The following is a 19,143-nucleotide window of genomic DNA, read 5'->3' on the forward strand; positions in this document are numbered from 1 at the left end:
ACCTCCTCTGCTGAAAGCGTCTCAGCGGCTTCGCAATCGAGCGCCGATTTGGCCTCGTCTGCAAACGCCGACGTGCAGCAGTAGGGCGGTAAACGGATAGGTCCTTAGCCCAGGTAGCGACTGCGTTGCCTGGGCTTTTTTAACCACTAATTTCAAAGCGTCGGATATCAGGCGCTCTTGCTGCCAAAGAGCAGCAGTAGGGGGAGTTATGGCTATTGATATGCCACCGGAAATGCCTCCGGTCTTATTGACGCCAGTCATGGCAGAAAAGTTAATCAGTGCAGCGTCACCGCTATTCTTTCGGATACGTATCGGCAATCAGCCGGTTGTAGTGGCGGAGTTGCCGCATCTTTCACGTGAAGAGGTCGTGCGACTGGCAGAAGCTGCAAGCTCGCCGAGCCAGTTTATAGTCAATCTAGCCAAGGTTTATCGACTGAAGGGCAATCTTCTGGTGCAGGTGCTCTACACGAAACACCGCGGTGAGGTCCATGTTTACGCCGTACAAACAACGCTGGGCGGTATTAAAGGTCACGAGCAGGTAAGTAAACATTTTAAAAAACTGATTGGTGATCAAGACCTGACGCTATCGGAGTTTGACCAGGCGTGGGTCATGGCCGATCTCGCGGCGCGCCGGCGCGGCGTAAGCTACCGGGTCACCTATACCACCACCCCGGACGCTACTGAAACCATCCTGAATTTTGAGCGACACAATATTGAGCGGGACGCGCACCAGTTTACGGTGGACCTGGGCAATCAGGGCAATCGCTTTGCAGGTCGGGAATTTGCGGGGCTGGGTTGGCGCTACTGGTCTAAATGGAGCGATGAATTCACGCTGGATTATATTCAGGCCTTATCCGATAAAGCCTATGAAGAAGTGGACACAAGCTATCACGGTGTCGTGGCTGGCTGGAACAGGCCAATTGGTTCAGGCCTTTATGGACTTGAAGTGATCCGCACTGAATATGAAAGCAGCCTGATGCAAGAGATTTTTACGTCTGCGCTGCCCGGTGAGCTCTGTGTGCTTCTCCCGGACACGCCAGCGTGTGCCGTGGGTGACACTGAACAGGAGACAGCGGGGCTCGATGCTGATACGACGGTGCTGTCGCTTAGCGGTGAGCACGTATTGGCGAGCGGCCCGGATCGGCGTTGGATTCTCAGTGAGAAGCTCAGTGCAGTTTCCGACCGCGTAGAGGACGTTGTGAGAGGGGAGGCCATTGTCGAGGAGCGCTACAACAAAGCTGCTCTCAACCTGAAGTATATGTACGGCGGATCTGGAAGGGAAGGTCATGTGGCGCTGGGGCTAACAGGAGGCTTTGGCGATGAAGCTAGTGGCAGCTTTCAGCAAAACAATAGTCAGCTGTCGCCGGAGCAACAAGCGGTATCACCGCAAAAGCGAACTCCGAAATTCTTTCAGACCGCCGTATCTCTACGTTTTAAATTCAACTTGGCGCCCTGGATAGGTCTCGATTTAAAGACTGATGGGCAAATGTCTAACGATCAACAAGTGCCGCAGTTGGAGCATTTTGTGCTCGGAGGCATGGAGCGAATGAGTGCGTATCTCCCCGGTGTGTTGGTGGGCGATACGGGCTACCACGCGATTCTGTCTCTGGGTGGTAATGGCCGGCCGGACTCATTGTTTGATATCACTCCATCAGTCTTTATCGAGCATGGCAGCGTGCGGTACGAGGACGCGGGTGGCGACGCCGGGAAGCCCCGATCTATTTCAGATGCGGGTGTGAGAATCACCGCGCGTATTGGTAAGGCGTCTAATCTCGAACTGATCGCGGCAAGGCCAATCGGCGATGGAGATATTCCCGAGGTCGATCTTGAGGCGGCAGAAGTGAACTTTTATGCGCGTCTAAAGTTTCGTTTTTGACAAGCTGGTGCAGTGCCTGAGCGCAATGAGCAGTTGGAATGTTTTGCAGCTGTATGAACTTTCAGCGACGCACGTTGAGCGATCAGGTCGGTCATCTGAGCTATACCAAACAGGAGGGTCGCTGTAAGCGACATGGAAAATGCAGACTACTAGCGGATTAAGATTTAATGTTGAAGTTAAGCCCCCGTTGGAAAGCAGAAAAACGGATTGTTCTTCCTGTGCCCATGTGCAGAGTTGCCTGCCACGTTCGCTGGTTGGCAGCGACCTGTTGTCGGTATTTGAAGACGTTGTTGAATCCAGTCAGATTATTGAGCGGGGCCAGCCACTATTTGAAATGGGCGACACCTTTTCTCAGTTGCATATTATCAAGTCGGGGACATTCAAGGCTGTCTCGGTTGGCACGACGTCCGTTATTATGGGCTTTCACTTCCCCACGAATGTTGTCGGTATTGATTCGATTTCCACTGGATATCATACCCACAGCCTAATTGCTCTTGAGCGGGCAGTAGTCTGTAATCTCAACTATCTTAAATTGCTGGAACAATTTCGACGGTTTCCACAAGTCGAAGTAAGCTTCATTAACGCAATGAGCGCCCAGTTCGATGAGAGCATGTCGCTCTTTATGGTTATCCGGTGTGGCACCGTATTGCAGCGGGTGGCAACGTTTCTACTTTATGTTACCGAGCAGTACGGCCGCCTCAATCTGGCGTCAACCGATATTGTGCTGCCCATGGGCAGGACAGATATCAGCAATTTTATTGGCGTATCCGCCGAGTCTCTGAGCCGAAACCTCACCCACCTGTCTGGGGCTGGGATTCTGCGGGTCTTTAACCGACGGATTACCCTGATTGATCGCGAGGCGCTGGCCGGAATTGCGCTCGGCTATAGTTCGTGATGGCAATGTTGTGAGCAACTCGCTCATTAACTGAGCGCTAGGGTATGTAAGCGAAGGTATGTTGTCCACCAGGAGGGCAGCCTTCGATGCGATCCAACGTGCGGCCGTCAAGCAGCAAGCGTAAAGCTGCGAGTGTAACAATTTGCAAGACGATTGATTACAATCGCCGCTCATTTCCCGTAGCCTTGTTAGTATGAGTCAGACACCTAAAGATATTGAATCGAGCGCCGATTCAAAAGCCGCTGCAGGATCAGAAAAACCTCTTAAACGCCTGAAAACCGGCACCCTGGCGAGGCGTTGGCAGTTGTCGCGCGCGAGTATGCAGTACGGGCGCCGCGCGATGGGCAGCGCACTGCGCTCTCGCCTGGGCGGTAGTGATAAGCGTCAGCAGGAAGATCGGCAGGCGAACATAGACGCCTTTGTTCACGAGCTGGGCAAGCTCAAGGGCAGTATCGTCAAGATCGGTCAGATCATGGCGACCTACGGCGACTACCTGATGCCGCCGGAGGTAGTCACTGCTCTGCATCGACTGGAAGACAATACGCCGCCCATGCACTGGTCCGCCATTCACAAACAGTTGCAGAAGGAATTGGGCGACGAGCGGCTGGCCGAGCTTGAGATTGAACCTGCCGCCGTGGCCGCGGCATCGCTGGGCCAGGTGCATCGTGCGCGTATCGCCAGCACCGGTGAATCGGTTTGCCTGAAAATTCAGTACCCCGGTGTCGATAAAACCATCGATGCGGATTTCAACGATCTGATTCGCCTGTTCAAGGTGTCGCGTATTCTGGAATCCACCCGAAGTGTGGATGACTGGTTCAGCGATATCCGCAATTTGTTGCATCGCGAAGTGGATTACACAAACGAGAGGGCTGAGCTTGAGTTTGCCCGCGACCATTTGCAGGACGATGCGCGCTTTGTTGTGCCCCAGGTTTACCCGGCGTTTTGTACCCAGCGCGTGCTGTGCATGTCCTGGGAAGAGGGGGTGTCAATCAATCATCCGGAGGTTGCGGCCCTGCCACAGGCCACCCGCAATGAGTTGGGAGAGGGCATTCTCGATCTGTTTCTGACCGAACTGTATGACTGGCAACGGATGCAGACCGACCCGAATTTTGGTAATTACCGGGTGCGGGTGGCCGGTGATCGGGCGCGCCTGGTGCTGCTCGACTTTGGCGCCATTCGCCCTTTGCCTGATGAGTTTTCAGCCGATTTTCAACGCATGATTCGGGCCGCTTACTTCAGCGATAAAGCGGATTTTCTCGATGCCTCAATCAAGCTGGGCTTTATGAAGTCGCACTACCCCGAGGAGGTGTTAGAGAATTTTGCCGAGATCGGCATGGATATCCTTGAGCCCCTCAGGCCCAAGTCTGCCGATATTCCCGATAGCGCTTTGAGCGACGGTCGCTACGACTGGTATCAGAGTCAGCTGCCAAAGCGTATTGCCAAACGGGCGCTGGCCGCTTCTATCAGCAAATACTTTGCACTGCCGCCAAAAGAGTTTCTGTATGTGATGCGAAAACTCATGGGTGTGTACGCGCTGGTTTCTGCCCTGCGCGGACAGTTTTTTGCGGACCACCTCCTCGCCCCTCGACTGTCCGGTGACAGCCAGGCGGAGCGTTCATAAGCCAGGGCTCAAAGACGGTCGTAGTCGTGCTAGAGTGTGTTCAAATAACACATAAGCTAGCGCGAGGTAGGCAGTGGCAGTCAAGGAAATGCAGAACTGGTGGGATCAGCTGCAGGCTGAGGCAGACCGGCAGTCAGATCAAACGGAAATCAACGGCCAGCGCCTGATGAGTATTGCCGCAACGGCGGCGTTGGATCGGGTAGCGCGCACCGGCCTGGGGGCAATGGTCTGCTCCGCGCTGGCGCCGATGCTGCTGGGCCGGGGTAAACTGGAGCGAGAAGCAGAAAAGCTGCGTTTTTACGCCCGCTTTGCCGATGACGCCAATCTCGATGAAACCTTTATAGCGCCCCCTCCGGTGTCGGTGGTTGAGGAGGCGCCGTCTCCGCTTTCCCTGCACCGCCGCTTTGCGCCGAAAGGCGTCAACTGTCGTTACCTCAGTTTCAGCTCGCCGTTTACTCCGCTTAATCCCGCGCTGACTGATGACTATCTGGCCAATGAGCGCAATCGAACGGCGCGGGCCCTGCATTTCTATCACGACAAACCGCGCGCAACGCTGCTCTATATACACGGTCAGTCGCTCGACAACTACCGTATCAACAGCGCCTGGTTTTCACTGGCCGAGATCTACGACCAGGGCTACGACGTGTTGATGATGACGCTGCCGCACCACGGTCAGCGCGCGGAGTCCTCGCACCCGATCAGTGGAATTGGCTTTTACACCAATGGGCTGGCGGGCACCAACGAAGCCATGCTGCAGTCCATCTCAGACGCGCGGGTGTGGTTGAACTACCTGTTTGATCGAGGCGCGCCGCAAGTGGGTGTGTCTGGGGTTTCACTGGGTGGCTACCTGTCGGCCTTGCTTGCCTGTGTCGACGATCGCCTATCCTTTGCCATCCCCAACTCGCCGGTGGTGGCGCCGGTGGATATGGCGCTGCAATGGCAGCCGGTAGCGCCGGTTTCCAAGCTGATGTTTGCGATGAGTGATTTGACCATGGCGGAATTGCGTCATTGTATGGCCCTGCACAGTCCGCTCACCTATCAGCCGCGCATTGCCAACGACCGACTGTTTATCATCAGCGGCGCCGGTGACCGCTTTACCTCGCCGCGTTTTGTGCGACTACTCCACGAGCACTGGCAAGGCAGCCGGATTCACTGGTTTCCGGGGAATCATCTGCTGCATCTGGAGCAGGGGCATTACCTGCAGGATATGCACAATTTTATTGACCGCAGTTTCGGGATGGAACCATGAGTCAGGGCGGCGTATCTGCAATCGTAAACACTCTGCTGTCGCTGGAGACAGACGACACGCCGATGCATATCGGTATGCTTTTTCGGTTTGTACTGCCTGAGGGCAAAGACCGGCATTATGTGGCGGAGCTGGCGGCAGCTTTTCGTCAGCAGACTAACCTGATTGCCCCGTGGCATTGGCGCCTGAAAGGGCGCTCTGGCCTTAAACCTCAGTGGCAGGAATGTCAGCAGGTGGATCTCGACCATCACTTTCGCCAGCTGGGCTTGCCAGCGCCGGGCGGCGAGCGCGAATTGGGTGTGCTGGTGTCGCGCCTGCACAGTCAATTGCTCGATCCGCGCCGCCCGCCTTGGGAGTGCTATGTGATTGAAGGCCTGGAAGAGGGTCGGTTTGCCCTGTATTTCAAGGTGCACCGTGCATTGGTGGATGTGGCCGGTGGCGCCGAAGTGCTCTATGCCTTTCTGGCGACTAAGGCTTCAGATGACAAAATCACCGCGCCCTGGTGCTGTGCCATCGACAGCGATTTAAGCCCAAAAACCGGACAGGCCTGGCCCCGCACCCTGACAGCTGCCGGCAATCTCGGCCGGGCCGTCAGCCGCCTGGTCGGGGCAGGCCTGCGTCGCCAGAGCGAACTGGCGGTGCCCTATAAGGCCCCCCGTACCGCCTTGAACGGGCCAGTCAATCGCCAGCGTCGTTTTGCCACCCAGCACTATACGGCGAGTCGCTTAAAAGCTGTTGGTGAGGCGTTGGGTGAAGCCGATACCACGGTGATTCTGCTCTACCTCTGTGGCAGTGCCCTGCGTCGTTTTCTGAAGGAATACAACGCCCTGCCCGAAGAGCCCTTGATTGCGGCGGTGCCACAGAGCCGGATGCATCTCGCGGATTTCAGCCTGGCTTTTGTGGCTATTGGCAGTGACGAGGCCAATCCGCTGGCCCGTTTTGAGGCGGTGCAGCGCTCCTATGCAGCGGCGATGAAGCATTTGGAGGCGGTCGCGCCGGAGTTGCGAATGGCCTACAGTCTTGCCGCCAGCGCGCCCTTTATTGCCGGCCAAGTCAGCGGCGCCCAACCCTGGATGCCGGCCATGTTCAACTTGAGTTTCGTTAATTTGCCGGGCCCCGGTAGCGAGCGTTATCTGGGCGGTGCGAGGCTGGAGTCACTGCACAATCTGTCGCTGTTGATGCCCGGCTCGGCGCTGGCAATCAGTTGTGTGCCCTGCGGCAAGGGCGTGAATATCGGCCTCACCGGTGCCCGCGATACGCTGCCCCATCTGCAGCGCATTGCGGTGTATATGGGGCAGGCACTGGAATCGCTGGAATCTCAGTTGGAAAGCAGCAGTAAGGAGGCGTCGTGAACCCGCTGGCAAAACGTTTGCTCGATCAGGGGCTGGCCGCCAATCAGCGTCTGGCTCAGGCCGCCGGGAATGGTTTTGACTGGATGTTTCGGCGCAACAACCTGGTAAAGTCCGGGCATACCTGGTTTGAGCTGGTCTATGACGGCGACCCGATGGCGGTGCGTTACTACGAGCTGCCGGGCGAGGATGAAATCGAGCTCAACAACGGTGACAGCCTGCCCATCGAGCGAGAGCAGCACCGGCGCCCGCTGGTACTGGTGCCGCCGCTGGGCGTGACCACCGAAACCTTTGATCTTCTGCCTCAGCGCAGTCTGGTCAAATATATGGCCGCCCGTGGTTTCAAAACCTATCTCATTGATTGGGGCAAGCCGAAGAAGCAGCACGCGCATCTGGGTATGCAGGACTATGCGGACGTGATGATGAGTCAGGCTCTGGCCGAAGTGCGGCGCCATTCCGGCAGTGAAGAGGTCTCGCTGATGGGCTGGTGCATGGGTGGTCTGATCAGCCTGCTGTATATGGGCATCACCGAAGACCCAAAGGTCAAAAACCTGATCACCGTTGCCAGCCCCATTGATCTGCGCGGCGGCGGACTGGCTACCGGTGTGGCGCAGGCTTTAAATGTGCCCGCGCAACTGATTCGCCGCTACACCGATTTTCGCCTGCACCTGCTCGATCCCTCTGCCCTGTCGGCGCCGCCCTGGCTGACGACGCTGGCCTTCAAGCTGACCGACCCGCTCAGCAGTGTGACCACCTATTGGGATCTGGTCACCCGCCTGTGGGACCGTGAATTTGTCGAGTCCTATTCCACCACCTCCGACTATTTGAACAATATGCTGCTCTATCCGGGCGGGGTAGTGCAGGACATGGCGGTCAAAGTGGCGGTGGATAACAAATTGGCCAGCGGTGAAATTGATATCGGCGACAAGCTGGCGCGGCTCAATCGCATCCAGTGCTCCATGCTGGTATTTGCCGGCGAAACCGACTCGCTGGTGCCGCCGTCAATTGCCGAACGCATTATGGATATTGTCACCAGCAACGATAAAGCTTTTTACGTGGTGCCCGGTGGTCATATGGGGGTGATACTCGGCAGTCGCGCCCAGGAGGCGGTGTGGTCTGAGGCGGCTGATTGGCTGATTCAGCGCGATAAATCGCGGCCCCGGAAAAAAACCGCTGCCCAGCGTAGCGACAAGGGCAAAAAGGTCGCTCCGCCCAAAAAACAGCGGGCCCGCAAGGTCAAAAACATTCAGAAAAGCGAATAAGCATGTCTCAAACAGAAATTTCGACCGGATCAGTCAGTCTGGGCGGCCTGCAATTCAGCTACCGGGAGGCCGGCACGGGCCCCCTGGTGCTGTGCCTGCACGGCTTTCCCGACACCGCCCACAGTTTTGATGAGTTGCTGCCGGTGCTGGCACAGGCGGGTTACCGGGCCGTGGCGCCTTTTATGCGCGGTTACCACCCCAGCGGCGTGCCCGCAGACGGTGACTATGCGATAACCACTCTCGCCGGGGATGCCTTGGCCTTGATTGATGCCCTTGGTGAGAAAGACGCGGTATTGATCGGTCACGACTGGGGCGGCTTCGCTGCCTATACAGCGGCCAATCTGGCGCCGGAGAAGGTGCGCAAGCTGGTGGTGATTGCGGTGCCGCACATGGGGGCTACCCGGCAATCCTTCGCGCAGCTGCGTCGATCCTGGTACGTGTGGCTGTTCCAGTTGCCCTGGTTGCCCGAGCGTCTGGTCAAGCGGGGGGATTACGCCTTTATTGACCGCCTGTATCGAAGCTGGTCGCCGAACTGGGATGAGGCCGAGTTCAGGCTGGACCCGGTGAAAGCGGCGCTGGCGGCGCCGGGCGGACTTCGTGCGGCCCTCGGCTACTACAGACGGATGATTCGGGGTGCCAGCCGTGACGTATATGATGCTCTGTCAAAAACCACCTCTGTGCCCGCGCTTTGGTTTGTGGGCGAAGCCGATGGCAGCATTGGCCCGGAGGTTTTTGTCGATACGGCACAGGCCTGCAGCGGCTCCTTTGAGCTGGTGAGCTTGCCCGGTGTGGGGCATTTTGTGCACCGTGAGGCCCCGCAGGTTTTTCAGCAAAAGGTAATGGCCTTCCTGTCGGAAGCTGAACCTGCACAGTAAGTGCTGCATAAAAGCCGACATACATACAAAAAGGTAAACGCATGACTACGGAACAGAACTGGGATCACAGCGTCGACGTACTGGTTGTCGGCAGCGGCAATGGCGCGCTGACGGCCGCATTGAGCTGCTATGAAATGGGTACCCGCGATGTTCTGGTGATCGAAAAGTCAGATCTGGTCGGCGGTACCAGCGCCAGTTCCGGCGGTGGGGTGTGGATTCCCTGCAACCGATACGCCAAAGAAGCCGGTGCCCAGGATTCCTTCGAAGACGCCAAAAAATACCTGCTCAACACCACCCCCGAGGGTGATGTGCCCGAAGAGATGGTCGATGCCTACCTGAACAACGGCCCGAAAATGGTCGACTTCATGCACGAGCGCACCCATATGCGCTACGAGTCGCTGGAGCACTACCCAGATTATTACACCAATGTGGAAGGCTCTCGCACCGGTCACCGCAGTATGGAGCCGGCGCGCTTTGATTCCTCACTGCTGGGTGGGGATGTGAAAAAGCTGCGTCCCACCCACCATATGATGCGTCTGTTCAATCGCATCTATTTCACTCAGGTGGAAGCGGCCCTACTGACCGTGCAGGGGCCGGGCTGGATCAAGCTGACCATGAAGCTGCTTGCCAGCTATTTTCTGGATCTTCCCTGGCTTCTCAAGGGTCAGGGGCGCAGCCGTAAGATCTGTACCGGCGCGGCCGGTGTCGCCCGGCTGTGGTACTCGCTGAAAGAGCGCGATATTCCGCTGTGGACTGAAACGGCCATGGAGTCGCTGATCGACGAGGACGGCAAGGTCATCGGCGCCATCATCACTAAAAATGGCCAGAAGATGCGGGTACAGGCGCGCAAGGGTGTAGTGCTGGCCGCGGGTGGATTTGAAAAAAATCAGGCCATGCGCGAGCAGTATCTGCCGGCGCCCACCGATACCGACTGGAGCGGCGGGGTAGCGACCAATACTGGCGATGCGATCAACGAGGGTTTGCGTCTGGGCGCGGCGACCCGACTGATGGACGGGGCCTGGTGGTGTACCACCATTTCTGTGCCCGGTGAGCCAGCACCCCGGCTCAGCGTGATGGAAAAATCCTATCCCGGTTCCTGCATCGTCAATATGCGCGGCCAGCGCTTTGCCAATGAGTCCCAGAACTATATGGCTTTCCAGAAAGACCTGTACAAGGTGCATACCGAGGAAGCGCCCTGTTCGCCCATGTATCAGGTCTTCGATGCCCGCTTCCGCCGCGACTACATCGTAGGACCGCTGATGACCGCCTCGCTCAAGCCCGATTGGACCATTCCCAAAGAGTGGTTTGAGACCAAGCTGGTGGGCAAGGCCAACACAATTCGCGAGCTGGCCGAGCAGCTGGATATTGATCCGGATAATCTGGAGCAGACCGTGGCGAATATGAACCGCTATGCCAAAGACGGCAAGGACCCGGAATTCCAGCGCGGTGACTCGGCCTACGACCGCTACTACGGCGACCCCCGTTTTGAGCCCAACCCCTGCCTGGGCGCCATCGATGAGGCACCGTTTTACGCGATCCGCCTGGACGCCGGTGATTTCGGCACCCAGGGTGGTCTGGCGACGAACCCGGACGCTCAGGTGACCCGGGAAGACGGCAGCGTGATCGAAGGACTGTACGCGGTGGGCAACTGCTCGGCGGCGGTACTGCCCACCTATCCCGGTCCCGGCTCGACGCTTGGCCCGGCCATGACCTTTGCCTACCAGGCGGCCAAGCACATCACCGGCTACCGCGATTGACCCTTGGAGCTTTGCACTCTAAAGGTGCAACGCTCTCTGTCCTCTTGTTTTTCTGCCTCATGCCGATGCGCTCGGCTAAGTACTTGCGTTAGTTGGCTTTAATAATTATTAACTTTTGGTAGTTATCGCCAAAACAAGCCAACGGCGCGCGCCAAATCAGCTAAACTACTCATTTCCAATAGTCTGTAACGTTTCGGCCGTAGCCTTGAGGGGCCGGCAGTGAGTTGTACCGGTTACAGTCGATGTAAGGGATAACAGAACAGGACGGTACCACCCCCGATGAAACAGCTTGGCATTATTGATTCAGCCTTTGTAAACTTGGAACACCCGCTGACCCCCCAGCATATTGGCGGTCTCGGGATCTATGATCAGTCGACGTCGCCCGAGGGCAAAGTGCGCTTCAAGGGCGTGATTGCCAACTTTGAGCAGCGCCTGATGAAACAGCCCATCTTTCGTTCGCGGCTGGTGCGCACCCCCGGCAACCTGGACCGACCCTATTGGGTTCAGGACGCCAACTTTGATGTGGAATTCCATATCCGTCATATCGCCCTGCCCAAGCCGGGCGACTGGCGCCAGCTCTGCATTCTGGTCTCGCGCCTCCATGCCCGGCCGCTGGATATGACGCGCCCGCTGTGGGAGGCCTATATCATTGAAGGCCTAGACAATATTGTCGATGTGCCCAAGGGCGCCTTTGCCATCTACACCAAGATGCATCACTCGCTGGTAGACGGTGCCGGCGGCGCCTCTTTCATGTCTGCGATTCACGATCTGGAGCCCGACCCCAAGCCCGACACCAGCCGCACCACCATCATGGTGGATACGCCGCCGAGCGCGGGTTATCTGGCCGCCGCGACCACCGTGAATCAGGTGAAGAACTCCTTCAAGATGGCCAAGGGGGCCGTCGGTCTGGCAAAGGATCTGGGTAAATTTGCCCTCGGTGTGGCGCGCAAGGAGATCCCCCTGCCGTCAATCAATTCGCCAAAGACCCGCTTCAATAATCCGGTCGGCCCTTACCGGGCCTTTGATGCCGCCGAGTTCCCGCTGGAGGACATCAAGGCCATCAAGAACGCGGTGGGCTGCAAGATCAACGACGTGGTGCTGGCGATTGTGGCCGGTGGCATGCGCGGTTATCTGGAAAGTATGGGTGAGCTGCCGGAAGAGAGCCTGGCGGTATCGGTGCCGCTGAATATGCGCACCCGCCGTGGCGTGACTGAGGACAACAACCAGATTGGTTCGGTCTTCCTCGATGTGCACACCAATATCAAGGATCCGATTGAGCGCATCAAGGCGATCATGAAGAGTGCAGACGAAGCGAAAACCTACGGCGAAGCCTCGCCGCTGGTCGACGTACTGAAAGTGACCGGCATGTTCTCGCCGGCCCTGACCAAGCCGCTGATCAATATGTACATCGATAATCAGCTGTGCAAGCACGTGCCGGCCAATATTTCGGGCGTGGTGTCCAATGTGGCTGGGCCTCCCTTCCCGCTCTATTCCGCCGGTGCGAAGATGGTGCGCTATTACGGCATGGGTCTGTTGACGCCGGGCATGGGCATGTTCAACCTCGCCTTCAGTTCCAACGGTCTGTTGACCGTGTCGGTGCTGGCGGACCGGGATACCATGAATGATCCGTCGGTCTATGTGGATTTTCTCTACGAGACCTTCGAAGAGATGAAGGAGGCAGCCACGAAACTGGCGGCGGGCGAAAAAGCCAAGCCCGACAACGTGAAGCCTCTGGTGCAAGCCAAGCCGGCCCCGAAGAAGCGTGCTGCCGCCAGCGGCAAGAAAAAAGTTGCCAGCGCCAAGGTGACCAAGCCGGCTCCGAAGGCGCCGCCGCGTAAGGCTAAGGCCGTAAAAAGTTCGGCCAGCAAGCGCAAGCAGGCCAGCCCCTCAGAGCTGGACACGGCTCGCTCGGTGGCCAGTGAGGTGAAATCGTCCAGCGAAAAACCGGCAGCTAAGGCAAAAACCAAGCCGGCGCCCAAAGCCCCGGTGCAAAAGGCCAAATCAAACGGCCAGTCAGTCAGCTCGATCTTCGCCACCGATGAAGAGACCCGCAAGGATAACGCGCTGCACTGAGTTGCCCGCCGACCATTGCTGAAAACTGAAAAGCCCGGTTGTGGAAACGCAGCCGGGCTTTTTTGTGGCTGTAAAAAGCGGGCTCAGCTAATCCGTATATACCCCATCAACCCCGTCTTCATATGCTCGATCACATGGCAGTGATACATCCAGCTACCGGGGTTGTCGGCGACAAAGGCGATTCTGGCGCGCTCGTTTTTCTCCAGCAAAATCGTGTCTGTGAAAAACGGCGTGATGGTTTTCCGGTCCGAGCTGAGCACTTTGAAGATCAGGCCGTGCAAATGAATCGGGTGGCCGTGGGGAGTGGCGTTGTGCAACTCGAATATATAGCTCTTGCCCAGTGACAGTTGGGCCAGCGGTTCCGGCAGGTTGGCGCTGTGCATGCCGGCCCAGGCGCGCCGGTTGATGGTCCAGAATTCATGATGGGCGTGACCGTCCTTGGAGACGGGCGTCATTGCTCCTGCCCATTCAAAGACAAAACGGTGGGTTTCGGCTTGTGAGAGATCGGGTTCAGATACCGGGTTAGCCGGCAGTGTCGGAATCGGGGGTGGGCTGCCACTGCGCAGTGGCGCGGTGGTGCGCAGGCTGCAGACCTTTTGCAGAAAGCGGCCTTTCCTATCGTAGATGGGAATTTCCACGCCGGCCTCAGTGGGAGTGTGCAAGCCCAGGTCGAGGCGCATGCCGACGCCGAGGTCGTGGACGTCCAGTGCCTGCAGCGGCACAGGCATGGCATCAATGGCTATGACGCTGGCGGGGGTGTCGCCCAGGCTGATGGCGAACTGACGGCTGTTATCCATATTCAACAGGCGAAGACGCACCGTGGCATTGGCGGGCACCGCAATCTCGGGTAGCTGCAAGCCATTGACGGTGGCGACATTGCCCAGCGTGCCGGCGCGGGCGGCGTGGCGCGGTTCGGACAACGGCATAAAGCTGCCGTCGCTGTTCAATCGCCAGTCTTTGAAGCCCACAATCACATCGGCATCGAAGGCGGGCTTGTTCCTTTCTTCGACAATCAGGGCGCCGACCATCCCCCGGCCCAGTTGTTCGATGCTGTGCATGTGAGGGTGGTACCAGAAGGTACCGGCGTCGGGACAGGTGAATTCATAGTCAAAGGTTGCGCCGGGTTTGACTGGTGGCTGGGTGAGGTAGGGTACCCCGTCCATGGCATTGTCGAGTCGGATGCCGTGCCAGTGAATCGTGGTTTCCTGGGGCAGTTTGTTGATGAAGTGAATGCGCAGTCGTTCGCCCTGGCGGGTGCGGATTACCGGCGCCGGAAACTGGCCGTTAAAGGTCAACAGCGGACTGGTGGTATCCGGCAGTACCGGCAGCGACTGTTCTTCAGCGGTGAGAATATAGTCGTACTGCGGTTGCCGCGACAGACTCAGGCTGAGCTGGGGGCTGGCGGTCAGCACGGCAGCCTGCAGGGAGTGTTGCAGAAATCGACGTCGTTTCATGAACTCACTTTCAGATGGTTGTCCCAGCGCAGCTCGGCGACCCGGCCGGTCAGGCTGAGGCCCTGTTGATTAAACTGTACCAGCTGACCGCGGCCGTTGCTGGTGATGAAGGTGCCGGCTTTTGCGTCAAAGGCGGCGCCGGCGACGTCACTGAGCTGTTCCAGTTGTTGAAACTCGCCGTTGCGCCAGAGGCTGATGCAGCCGCCGCGGGGTGAGGTGGCGATCACCGCGTCACCGGCGCAGGCCACGCTGGCAATGTAGTTGTGATGCTGGCGCCAGACCGGGTCGGTCGCGGTCAGGGCCTGCAGGCGGTCTTCACCGCGATGACGAAACAGCAGGGGCAAGGCCAGCGTCGGGTCGCCTTCAAACTGGGCCCCGACCACCACCTCGCCATCGCGGCTGACATCAAGATGGCGCAGGCTCAACTGATGGTGGGGCGGCTGCCACTGCCCGAGGAGTGTTCCATCACGGCTGTCGATGTAGCTGAGGTTGGGCTGCATGGTCTCAAGGTTGAGCTTGTCGCGGTTGGAGCCGGGCAGGGTGAGGATACCGCCGTTGGCGACCACCACCGTTGTGTCGTCGGGCAGCGTGGCGAGCTGGTGTGGGCCAATCCCGCCGCTGTCGAGTTCGCCGACCCTGCGGTAGCCGTCGCGGCAATCGTAAACCCCGATAAGGCCCCTGCCGCCGCTGGCGTAATCATTTTCGGTGGTCAACAGCAGGGCGTTGTTATTGACCAAGGTGCCGTGGCCGTAGAAATGCCTCCCTGCCGGGCTGGCTATGCGCGCCTGAAGTGCGCCGGTGTCTGCGTCGAGCACTGTCAGCCAGTTGCCGGGGCGGCGCGCAAAATACAGGGCGCTGCGGGTCAGCGGATTGAGCAGCACATCGTGACCGCGACCGGGGCAGGGCACCTTGAATTGCAATGCGCCGTCGGCCCAGCAGCAGAGAAAGTGTTGGTTCGCGCGGTCGCTGGCGGCGGAATAAATCCGGCGCGCAGTGCCGGGCCAGACTGCGGCTGTCGCGCCGAGGGCAAGCCCCGCCAGTGTTGCCCCCAGCAGCTGTCGGCGGGAAAGCTCAATCGCCGTCATTGGCATTGAACCCCAGCGTAATGCCCAGCGTTGTGGGGATTTCTCGTTTAAAGGCTGCCAGTAATTCCCCGAGTGTCTGATGCAGGGTGTTGATGGCGGTTTGGTTGACAGCCTCATTGTGATTTTCCGACAGGCTGCCTTCGATACTGGCCGTCGCGCTGATGGCCCGGTCAAACAGAGCGGTCACCTGCTGGCTGAGCTCCTCCTTGCCGCGACGACTCAACAGCTCTTCCAGGCCAGCGCCGTCGCCGGCGCTGTAGAGCAGTTGCAGGCTGTGCAGGTTAATGAGAATGGCCTCGCGGGATTGTTTGCTGCGCCACCATTCCAGGAGAAAGGGGTTGGCTTGCCCGGCGCTCGAAAGCCCCAGTGGGCGCTCAAGCTTGTCGCGCTTGATGCGCTCCAAACCGTAAACAAGGGTTTCAATCAGGGCGCCAATCGCGGCATTTCTATCCGGGTAAGCCAGGTTGTCGGGGCCGGGGCTTTGCCACGTTCCGAGATAGTTGCCTCCCTTCGGATGCCAGCGCTGGTAGAGATCGTCAGCCACTTGGTGAAGGTTGGTGGCGGCGGCACGGAGGTGATCGCAATAGGGTTGGCCTTCATCGCGCAAGAGCTTCTCCGCCGGCTTGTCGTAGAGTAGATACTCCATCGCCGACAGGCCCTGAATAACCACGCTGGCCTCCTGCAAGGCGGGCAGAGTGATGGCGTCGTCACCTTTCACAAACTGTTCGGTCTTGCGGGCTATCAGGTTTTTCCGGTCCGGCCAGAACTGCACTTTCCAGGCCCGGTTGCCTTCGGTGACAGGCCCGAACTGGATACTCTGGATGCCTTCCCAGCCGTTCATGGCCCCAACCCAACGATTGCGCAGGGCGGCCAGATCGGTGCTGCTCCGCGTTCGCTGCGAGCAAAAGGCGCTGCTGCTCTGGGCGAGAGTCAGGGATTCGGCGAGAAACTTTTCATGCAGGGGCAGCAGCGCCTGGCTGCCAGTGGCCTGCAATAATTGTTGTTCCGGTGTCTTGCCGCAGGCGCTGAGGAAAATGCAGACCGCGAGCAAGAATGTGAATCGGGTTGGTAGTCGCGTCATGGTTGAGTCGCTTGTCGATTGAGTCACTGGGTGGCTGACGTAAACATGTGTGTGGCTAGAGGGCGTGCAGGAATTCTACCAGCGCAGCGCGCTCGCTGCCGGAGTATCGCTGTACCCTGGAGACACTGCTTGAGGCTTCGCCGCCGTGCCAGAAAATGGCCTCCAGTAAAGTACGAGCCCGGCCGTCGTGCAGGTAGGGGCCGTCGCCCAGGGCCCACAACGGCGCTGTACGCCACTCACCGGCCATGGCGCCGTTTGAATCGGCCAGCGCGGGCCCCAGATCGTGCAACAGAAAATCACTGAAGGGGTAGATGGTCTGCTCAGCAAGCACTGGGGAGTTGTGTTTGCCGGTCTGCCACTGGGCTTGGTGGCAGGCGGCGCAGCCCGCCTTCTGAAACAGGCGCCAGCCCTCTGCGTGAGTTTCGCTCAGTCTGGCTCGGGGCACGCTGAGGTGGGACAGATAATCCACCACCGCCTCTAGACCTGAGTCGCTGAGCTCCGGTGTGCCGCCACTGACAGCCTTGCAGCGCAGGGGGTTTTGTTCGCAGCCGGGTGAAACCGGGAAAAGGGAAGTGCTGATGCCAAGGTCTTCAACAAAGGCCTTGGCGACCTGACCTTTCAAGGATTCCTGTTCGGCCTTCCAGCCAAAACGTCCCGCTACCTGACCGCTGATACCATCGCCATCGCGATCATCCGGGTCGGCGCCGGCGGCGATAGCGCGTTGCGGTATGGCATCAATCAAACCCAGTCCGATCAGCCGCGGTGCGAGCCGCGGAGACAGTCTCTGGTGAGCCTGATAGCGGGGCCTTCGCAGTCGAATGATGTCGCCATCGTTTAGCGACACCGTTTGTTCACTGTACTGCAGGCTCACCTGGCCTTCGGCGCGAAAGCCCGGCAGGGCGCGGGTTTGCAGTTGTGCACCGAAAACCGGGTCGGGCTCAGTCAGGCGAAACAGCAGGCCACTGCTTTCTGTGCTGCTGTGTTCAAAAGGCATTCCGCGCCCGGCGCGGGGGTGGCAGGCGCTGCAACTGTGGGCATTGAACAGGGGGCCGAGGCCATCGCGATCGTGGGTGGTACTGGGGGCGCTTACCCAGGGTTTATTGAGAAACGAAGCGCCGAGGCTGTGTGTTAGGCGCTCGCGGGGGCTAAGAGCCGGGGAAAGCCGGTTGGCCGGTGCGTCTGAGGAAAGCGCGCCGCCGAGACTGTTGGGGGGCAGGGGCGCTATTGCGGAGATCGGCGCATTCTCCGGGGATTGGCAGGCACCCTGCAGAAGGAGAAGGGCGAGCAGTGCAGGCCTAAAAGGGCTGCGCACCGCTGCTGTCCAGATCAAGTGTGCGGGCCAGATCTTCCAGCGCAGTGGTCTGCGCCACCAGTGCATCGATCGCGTCCATCACCAGTGCGCGCCCTTCCTGGTTGCCCTCGGCAATCATCTGGTCGAACTTCATTGCTGGAGTGCGCTGTTCGGCGGCCTCGACCAGCCTATGCGTTTTTTCAACGCTGACCTTCATGGCCTGGTGCAGGCGTTCACTGGCTTCGGGAGCTTTTGTTCGGGCATAGGTTGCCAGTGATCGGCCGCCCACCCGATCGCCGTTAATGCGTTGGTACTGGCCCATAAACAGGTTCTGCATACCCAAAGCGTTGTAGTAGTGAGACCAGTGGGTATTGTCGCTGAAGCAGTCGTGCTCGTCTTCGGTGGAGCTGGCTTCCAGCGGCACCTTCATGCGCTCACCGGCCAGTTCACCCAATGACAGTGAGCCAATGCTGAACACGATGCTGCCTGCGACCTCCTGCTCCGACATGGCGTTGTAGCGGCTGTGCAGGTCGCCGCCTTCCTGCCAGCGGGCCACCATTTCTTCCAGATCGTGTACTAACAGTTGGGTGACTGCCTTCAGATACTGACGGCGGCGTTCGCAGTGGCCGTTGCTGCAGCCTTCCCCGGTCACATAGTCGGTGTAGGGTCGCTCACCGGCACCGGCGTCAGTGCCATTCAGATCCTGACCCCATAACAGAAACTCGATGGCGTGGTAGCCCGAGGCCACGTTGGCTTCGCTGCCGGCAAATTCGTGAAAAGACTGGATTAATTCGGGTGTGATCTCGCGGGCATCGATGGTCTGGCCTGCGAGTTTGATGGTGGGGTTGGCAATGATGTTGAGTTGGGCGCCGAGGTTGCCCATTTCATGAAAATAGTCCTCGCTGACGTAATCGATCAGCCCTTCGTCCAGCGGCCAGGCGTTGAGAGCGCCTTCCCAGTCATCGATTTCGGGATTGGCAAAACGGAAGGTTTCGCTTTGCTGGTAAGGGATTCGCGCAGTACGCCATGCATCCCGGGCGGCCTGCAGGGTGGCGGGCGAGGGTTTTTCGAGGAGTTCGTCAATTCGCGACTGCAGTGTTCTGGCGCTGATCAGGGAGTCTTCGTACACCGCCGATGCCAGCGTGATATAGGTGTTGTTCAGGGTGTCACCGCGCACCAGCCCGGCACTGAAGGCAAGCAGTACGGCAATAATCCGGAAAAGCACTGGCATGGTAAGGCAAACTCCGCTTTGGCTGGAACGCGGCATTGTAGGCTTAA

At 58.6% G+C, this 19,143-nt stretch carries 14 protein-coding genes; 9 read left to right on the top strand and 5 right to left on the bottom strand.

Going from position 1 to position 19,143, the window contains the following annotated elements:
* Positions 1–208 precede the first annotated feature (208 nt).
* The 9 genes from ABY734_RS13440 (at position 209) to ABY734_RS13480 (ending at position 12,954) form a co-directional block, all read left to right on the top strand.
* The gene (locus ABY734_RS13440) at positions 209–1,876 is read left to right on the top strand and encodes a hypothetical protein (protein WP_372779807.1); all 1,668 of its coding nucleotides are present in this window, start codon (positions 209–211) and stop codon (positions 1,874–1,876) included.
* 187 nt (positions 1,877–2,063) lie between these two features.
* Positions 2,064–2,771, top strand: coding sequence for a helix-turn-helix domain-containing protein (locus ABY734_RS13445; protein WP_372779808.1), 708 nt, complete (start codon positions 2,064–2,066; stop codon positions 2,769–2,771).
* Between the two features lie 193 nt (positions 2,772–2,964).
* Positions 2,965–4,392 (top strand): ABC1 kinase family protein, encoded by a 1,428-nt coding sequence (locus ABY734_RS13450; RefSeq protein ID WP_372779809.1) that lies wholly within the window; start codon positions 2,965–2,967, stop codon positions 4,390–4,392.
* A 73-nt stretch (positions 4,393–4,465) separates the two neighbouring features.
* Positions 4,466–5,641, top strand: coding sequence for an alpha/beta hydrolase family protein (locus ABY734_RS13455; protein WP_372779810.1), 1,176 nt, complete (start codon positions 4,466–4,468; stop codon positions 5,639–5,641).
* Positions 5,638–6,990, top strand: coding sequence for a wax ester/triacylglycerol synthase domain-containing protein (locus tag ABY734_RS13460; protein ID WP_372779811.1), 1,353 nt, complete (start codon positions 5,638–5,640; stop codon positions 6,988–6,990). Before ABY734_RS13455 ends, ABY734_RS13460 begins: the two co-directional genes overlap by 4 nt.
* Positions 6,987–8,249, top strand: coding sequence for an alpha/beta fold hydrolase (locus ABY734_RS13465; RefSeq protein ID WP_372779812.1), 1,263 nt, complete (start codon positions 6,987–6,989; stop codon positions 8,247–8,249). The genes ABY734_RS13460 and ABY734_RS13465 overlap by 4 nt, the downstream gene beginning before the upstream one ends.
* 2 nt (positions 8,250–8,251) lie before the next feature.
* Positions 8,252–9,124 carry an alpha/beta fold hydrolase gene (locus tag ABY734_RS13470; protein ID WP_372779813.1) on the top strand — a complete coding sequence of 291 codons (873 nt, stop codon included), beginning with the start codon at positions 8,252–8,254 and terminating at the stop codon, positions 9,122–9,124.
* Positions 9,125–9,165: 41 nt separating this feature from the next.
* On the top strand, positions 9,166–10,881 hold the full coding sequence (locus ABY734_RS13475) for an FAD-binding protein (protein WP_372779814.1): 1,716 nt from the start codon (positions 9,166–9,168) through the stop codon (positions 10,879–10,881).
* A 279-nt stretch (positions 10,882–11,160) separates the two neighbouring features.
* Positions 11,161–12,954 (top strand): wax ester/triacylglycerol synthase family O-acyltransferase, encoded by a 1,794-nt coding sequence (locus ABY734_RS13480; RefSeq protein WP_372779815.1) that lies wholly within the window; start codon positions 11,161–11,163, stop codon positions 12,952–12,954.
* 83 nt (positions 12,955–13,037) lie between these two features.
* On the opposite strand, the gene ABY734_RS13485 is transcribed toward ABY734_RS13480, so the two are convergent.
* From ABY734_RS13485 to ABY734_RS13505, 5 genes are read right to left on the bottom strand one after another with little or no spacing between them, the layout of a single operon-like run.
* Positions 13,038–14,408, bottom strand: coding sequence for a multicopper oxidase family protein (locus tag ABY734_RS13485; protein ID WP_372779817.1), 1,371 nt, complete (start codon positions 14,406–14,408; stop codon positions 13,038–13,040).
* Positions 14,405–15,499, bottom strand: a complete 1,095-nt coding sequence (locus ABY734_RS13490; RefSeq protein ID WP_372779818.1) for a DUF1513 domain-containing protein — start codon at positions 15,497–15,499, stop codon at positions 14,405–14,407. The genes ABY734_RS13485 and ABY734_RS13490 overlap by 4 nt, the downstream gene beginning before the upstream one ends.
* Complete coding sequence (locus tag ABY734_RS13495) at positions 15,480–16,574, bottom strand: imelysin family protein (RefSeq protein WP_372779819.1); 1,095 nt, start codon at positions 16,572–16,574, stop codon at positions 15,480–15,482. Before ABY734_RS13495 ends, ABY734_RS13490 begins: the two co-directional genes overlap by 20 nt.
* 55 nt (positions 16,575–16,629) lie before the next feature.
* Entirely contained in the window at positions 16,630–17,886 is a 1,257-nt protein-coding gene (locus ABY734_RS13500) for a di-heme oxidoredictase family protein (protein ID WP_372779820.1), read from the bottom strand.
* Positions 17,870–19,096: an imelysin family protein gene (locus ABY734_RS13505; protein WP_372779821.1), complete on the bottom strand. Its 1,227-nt coding sequence runs from the start codon at positions 19,094–19,096 to the stop codon at positions 17,870–17,872. The genes ABY734_RS13500 and ABY734_RS13505 overlap by 17 nt, the downstream gene beginning before the upstream one ends.
* Positions 19,097–19,143: the final 47 nt, after the last annotated feature.

The organism is Litorivivens sp. (assembly GCF_041624475.1).
Taxonomy (GTDB): domain Bacteria; phylum Pseudomonadota; class Gammaproteobacteria; order Pseudomonadales; family Spongiibacteraceae; genus Litorivivens.

What these genes read in the sequence shown, in the direction of transcription:
- ABY734_RS13480 (WP_372779815.1), top strand. Translation starts at nt 11,161, where the DNA reads ATGAAACAGCTTGGCATTATTGATTCAGCCTTTGTAAACTTGGAACAC.
- ABY734_RS13440 (WP_372779807.1), top strand. Translation starts at nt 209, where the DNA reads ATGGCTATTGATATGCCACCGGAAATGCCTCCGGTCTTATTGACGCCA.
- ABY734_RS13475 (WP_372779814.1), top strand. Translation starts at nt 9,166, where the DNA reads ATGACTACGGAACAGAACTGGGATCACAGCGTCGACGTACTGGTTGTC.
- ABY734_RS13470 (WP_372779813.1), top strand. Translation starts at nt 8,252, where the DNA reads ATGTCTCAAACAGAAATTTCGACCGGATCAGTCAGTCTGGGCGGCCTG.
- ABY734_RS13460 (WP_372779811.1), top strand. Translation starts at nt 5,638, where the DNA reads ATGAGTCAGGGCGGCGTATCTGCAATCGTAAACACTCTGCTGTCGCTG.
- ABY734_RS13485 (WP_372779817.1), bottom strand. Translation starts at nt 14,408, where the DNA reads ATGAAACGACGTCGATTTCTGCAACACTCCCTGCAGGCTGCCGTGCTG.
- ABY734_RS13495 (WP_372779819.1), bottom strand. Translation starts at nt 16,574, where the DNA reads ATGACGCGACTACCAACCCGATTCACATTCTTGCTCGCGGTCTGCATT.
- ABY734_RS13505 (WP_372779821.1), bottom strand. Translation starts at nt 19,096, where the DNA reads ATGCCAGTGCTTTTCCGGATTATTGCCGTACTGCTTGCCTTCAGTGCC.
- ABY734_RS13450 (WP_372779809.1), top strand. Translation starts at nt 2,965, where the DNA reads ATGAGTCAGACACCTAAAGATATTGAATCGAGCGCCGATTCAAAAGCC.
- ABY734_RS13490 (WP_372779818.1), bottom strand. Translation starts at nt 15,499, where the DNA reads ATGCCAATGACGGCGATTGAGCTTTCCCGCCGACAGCTGCTGGGGGCA.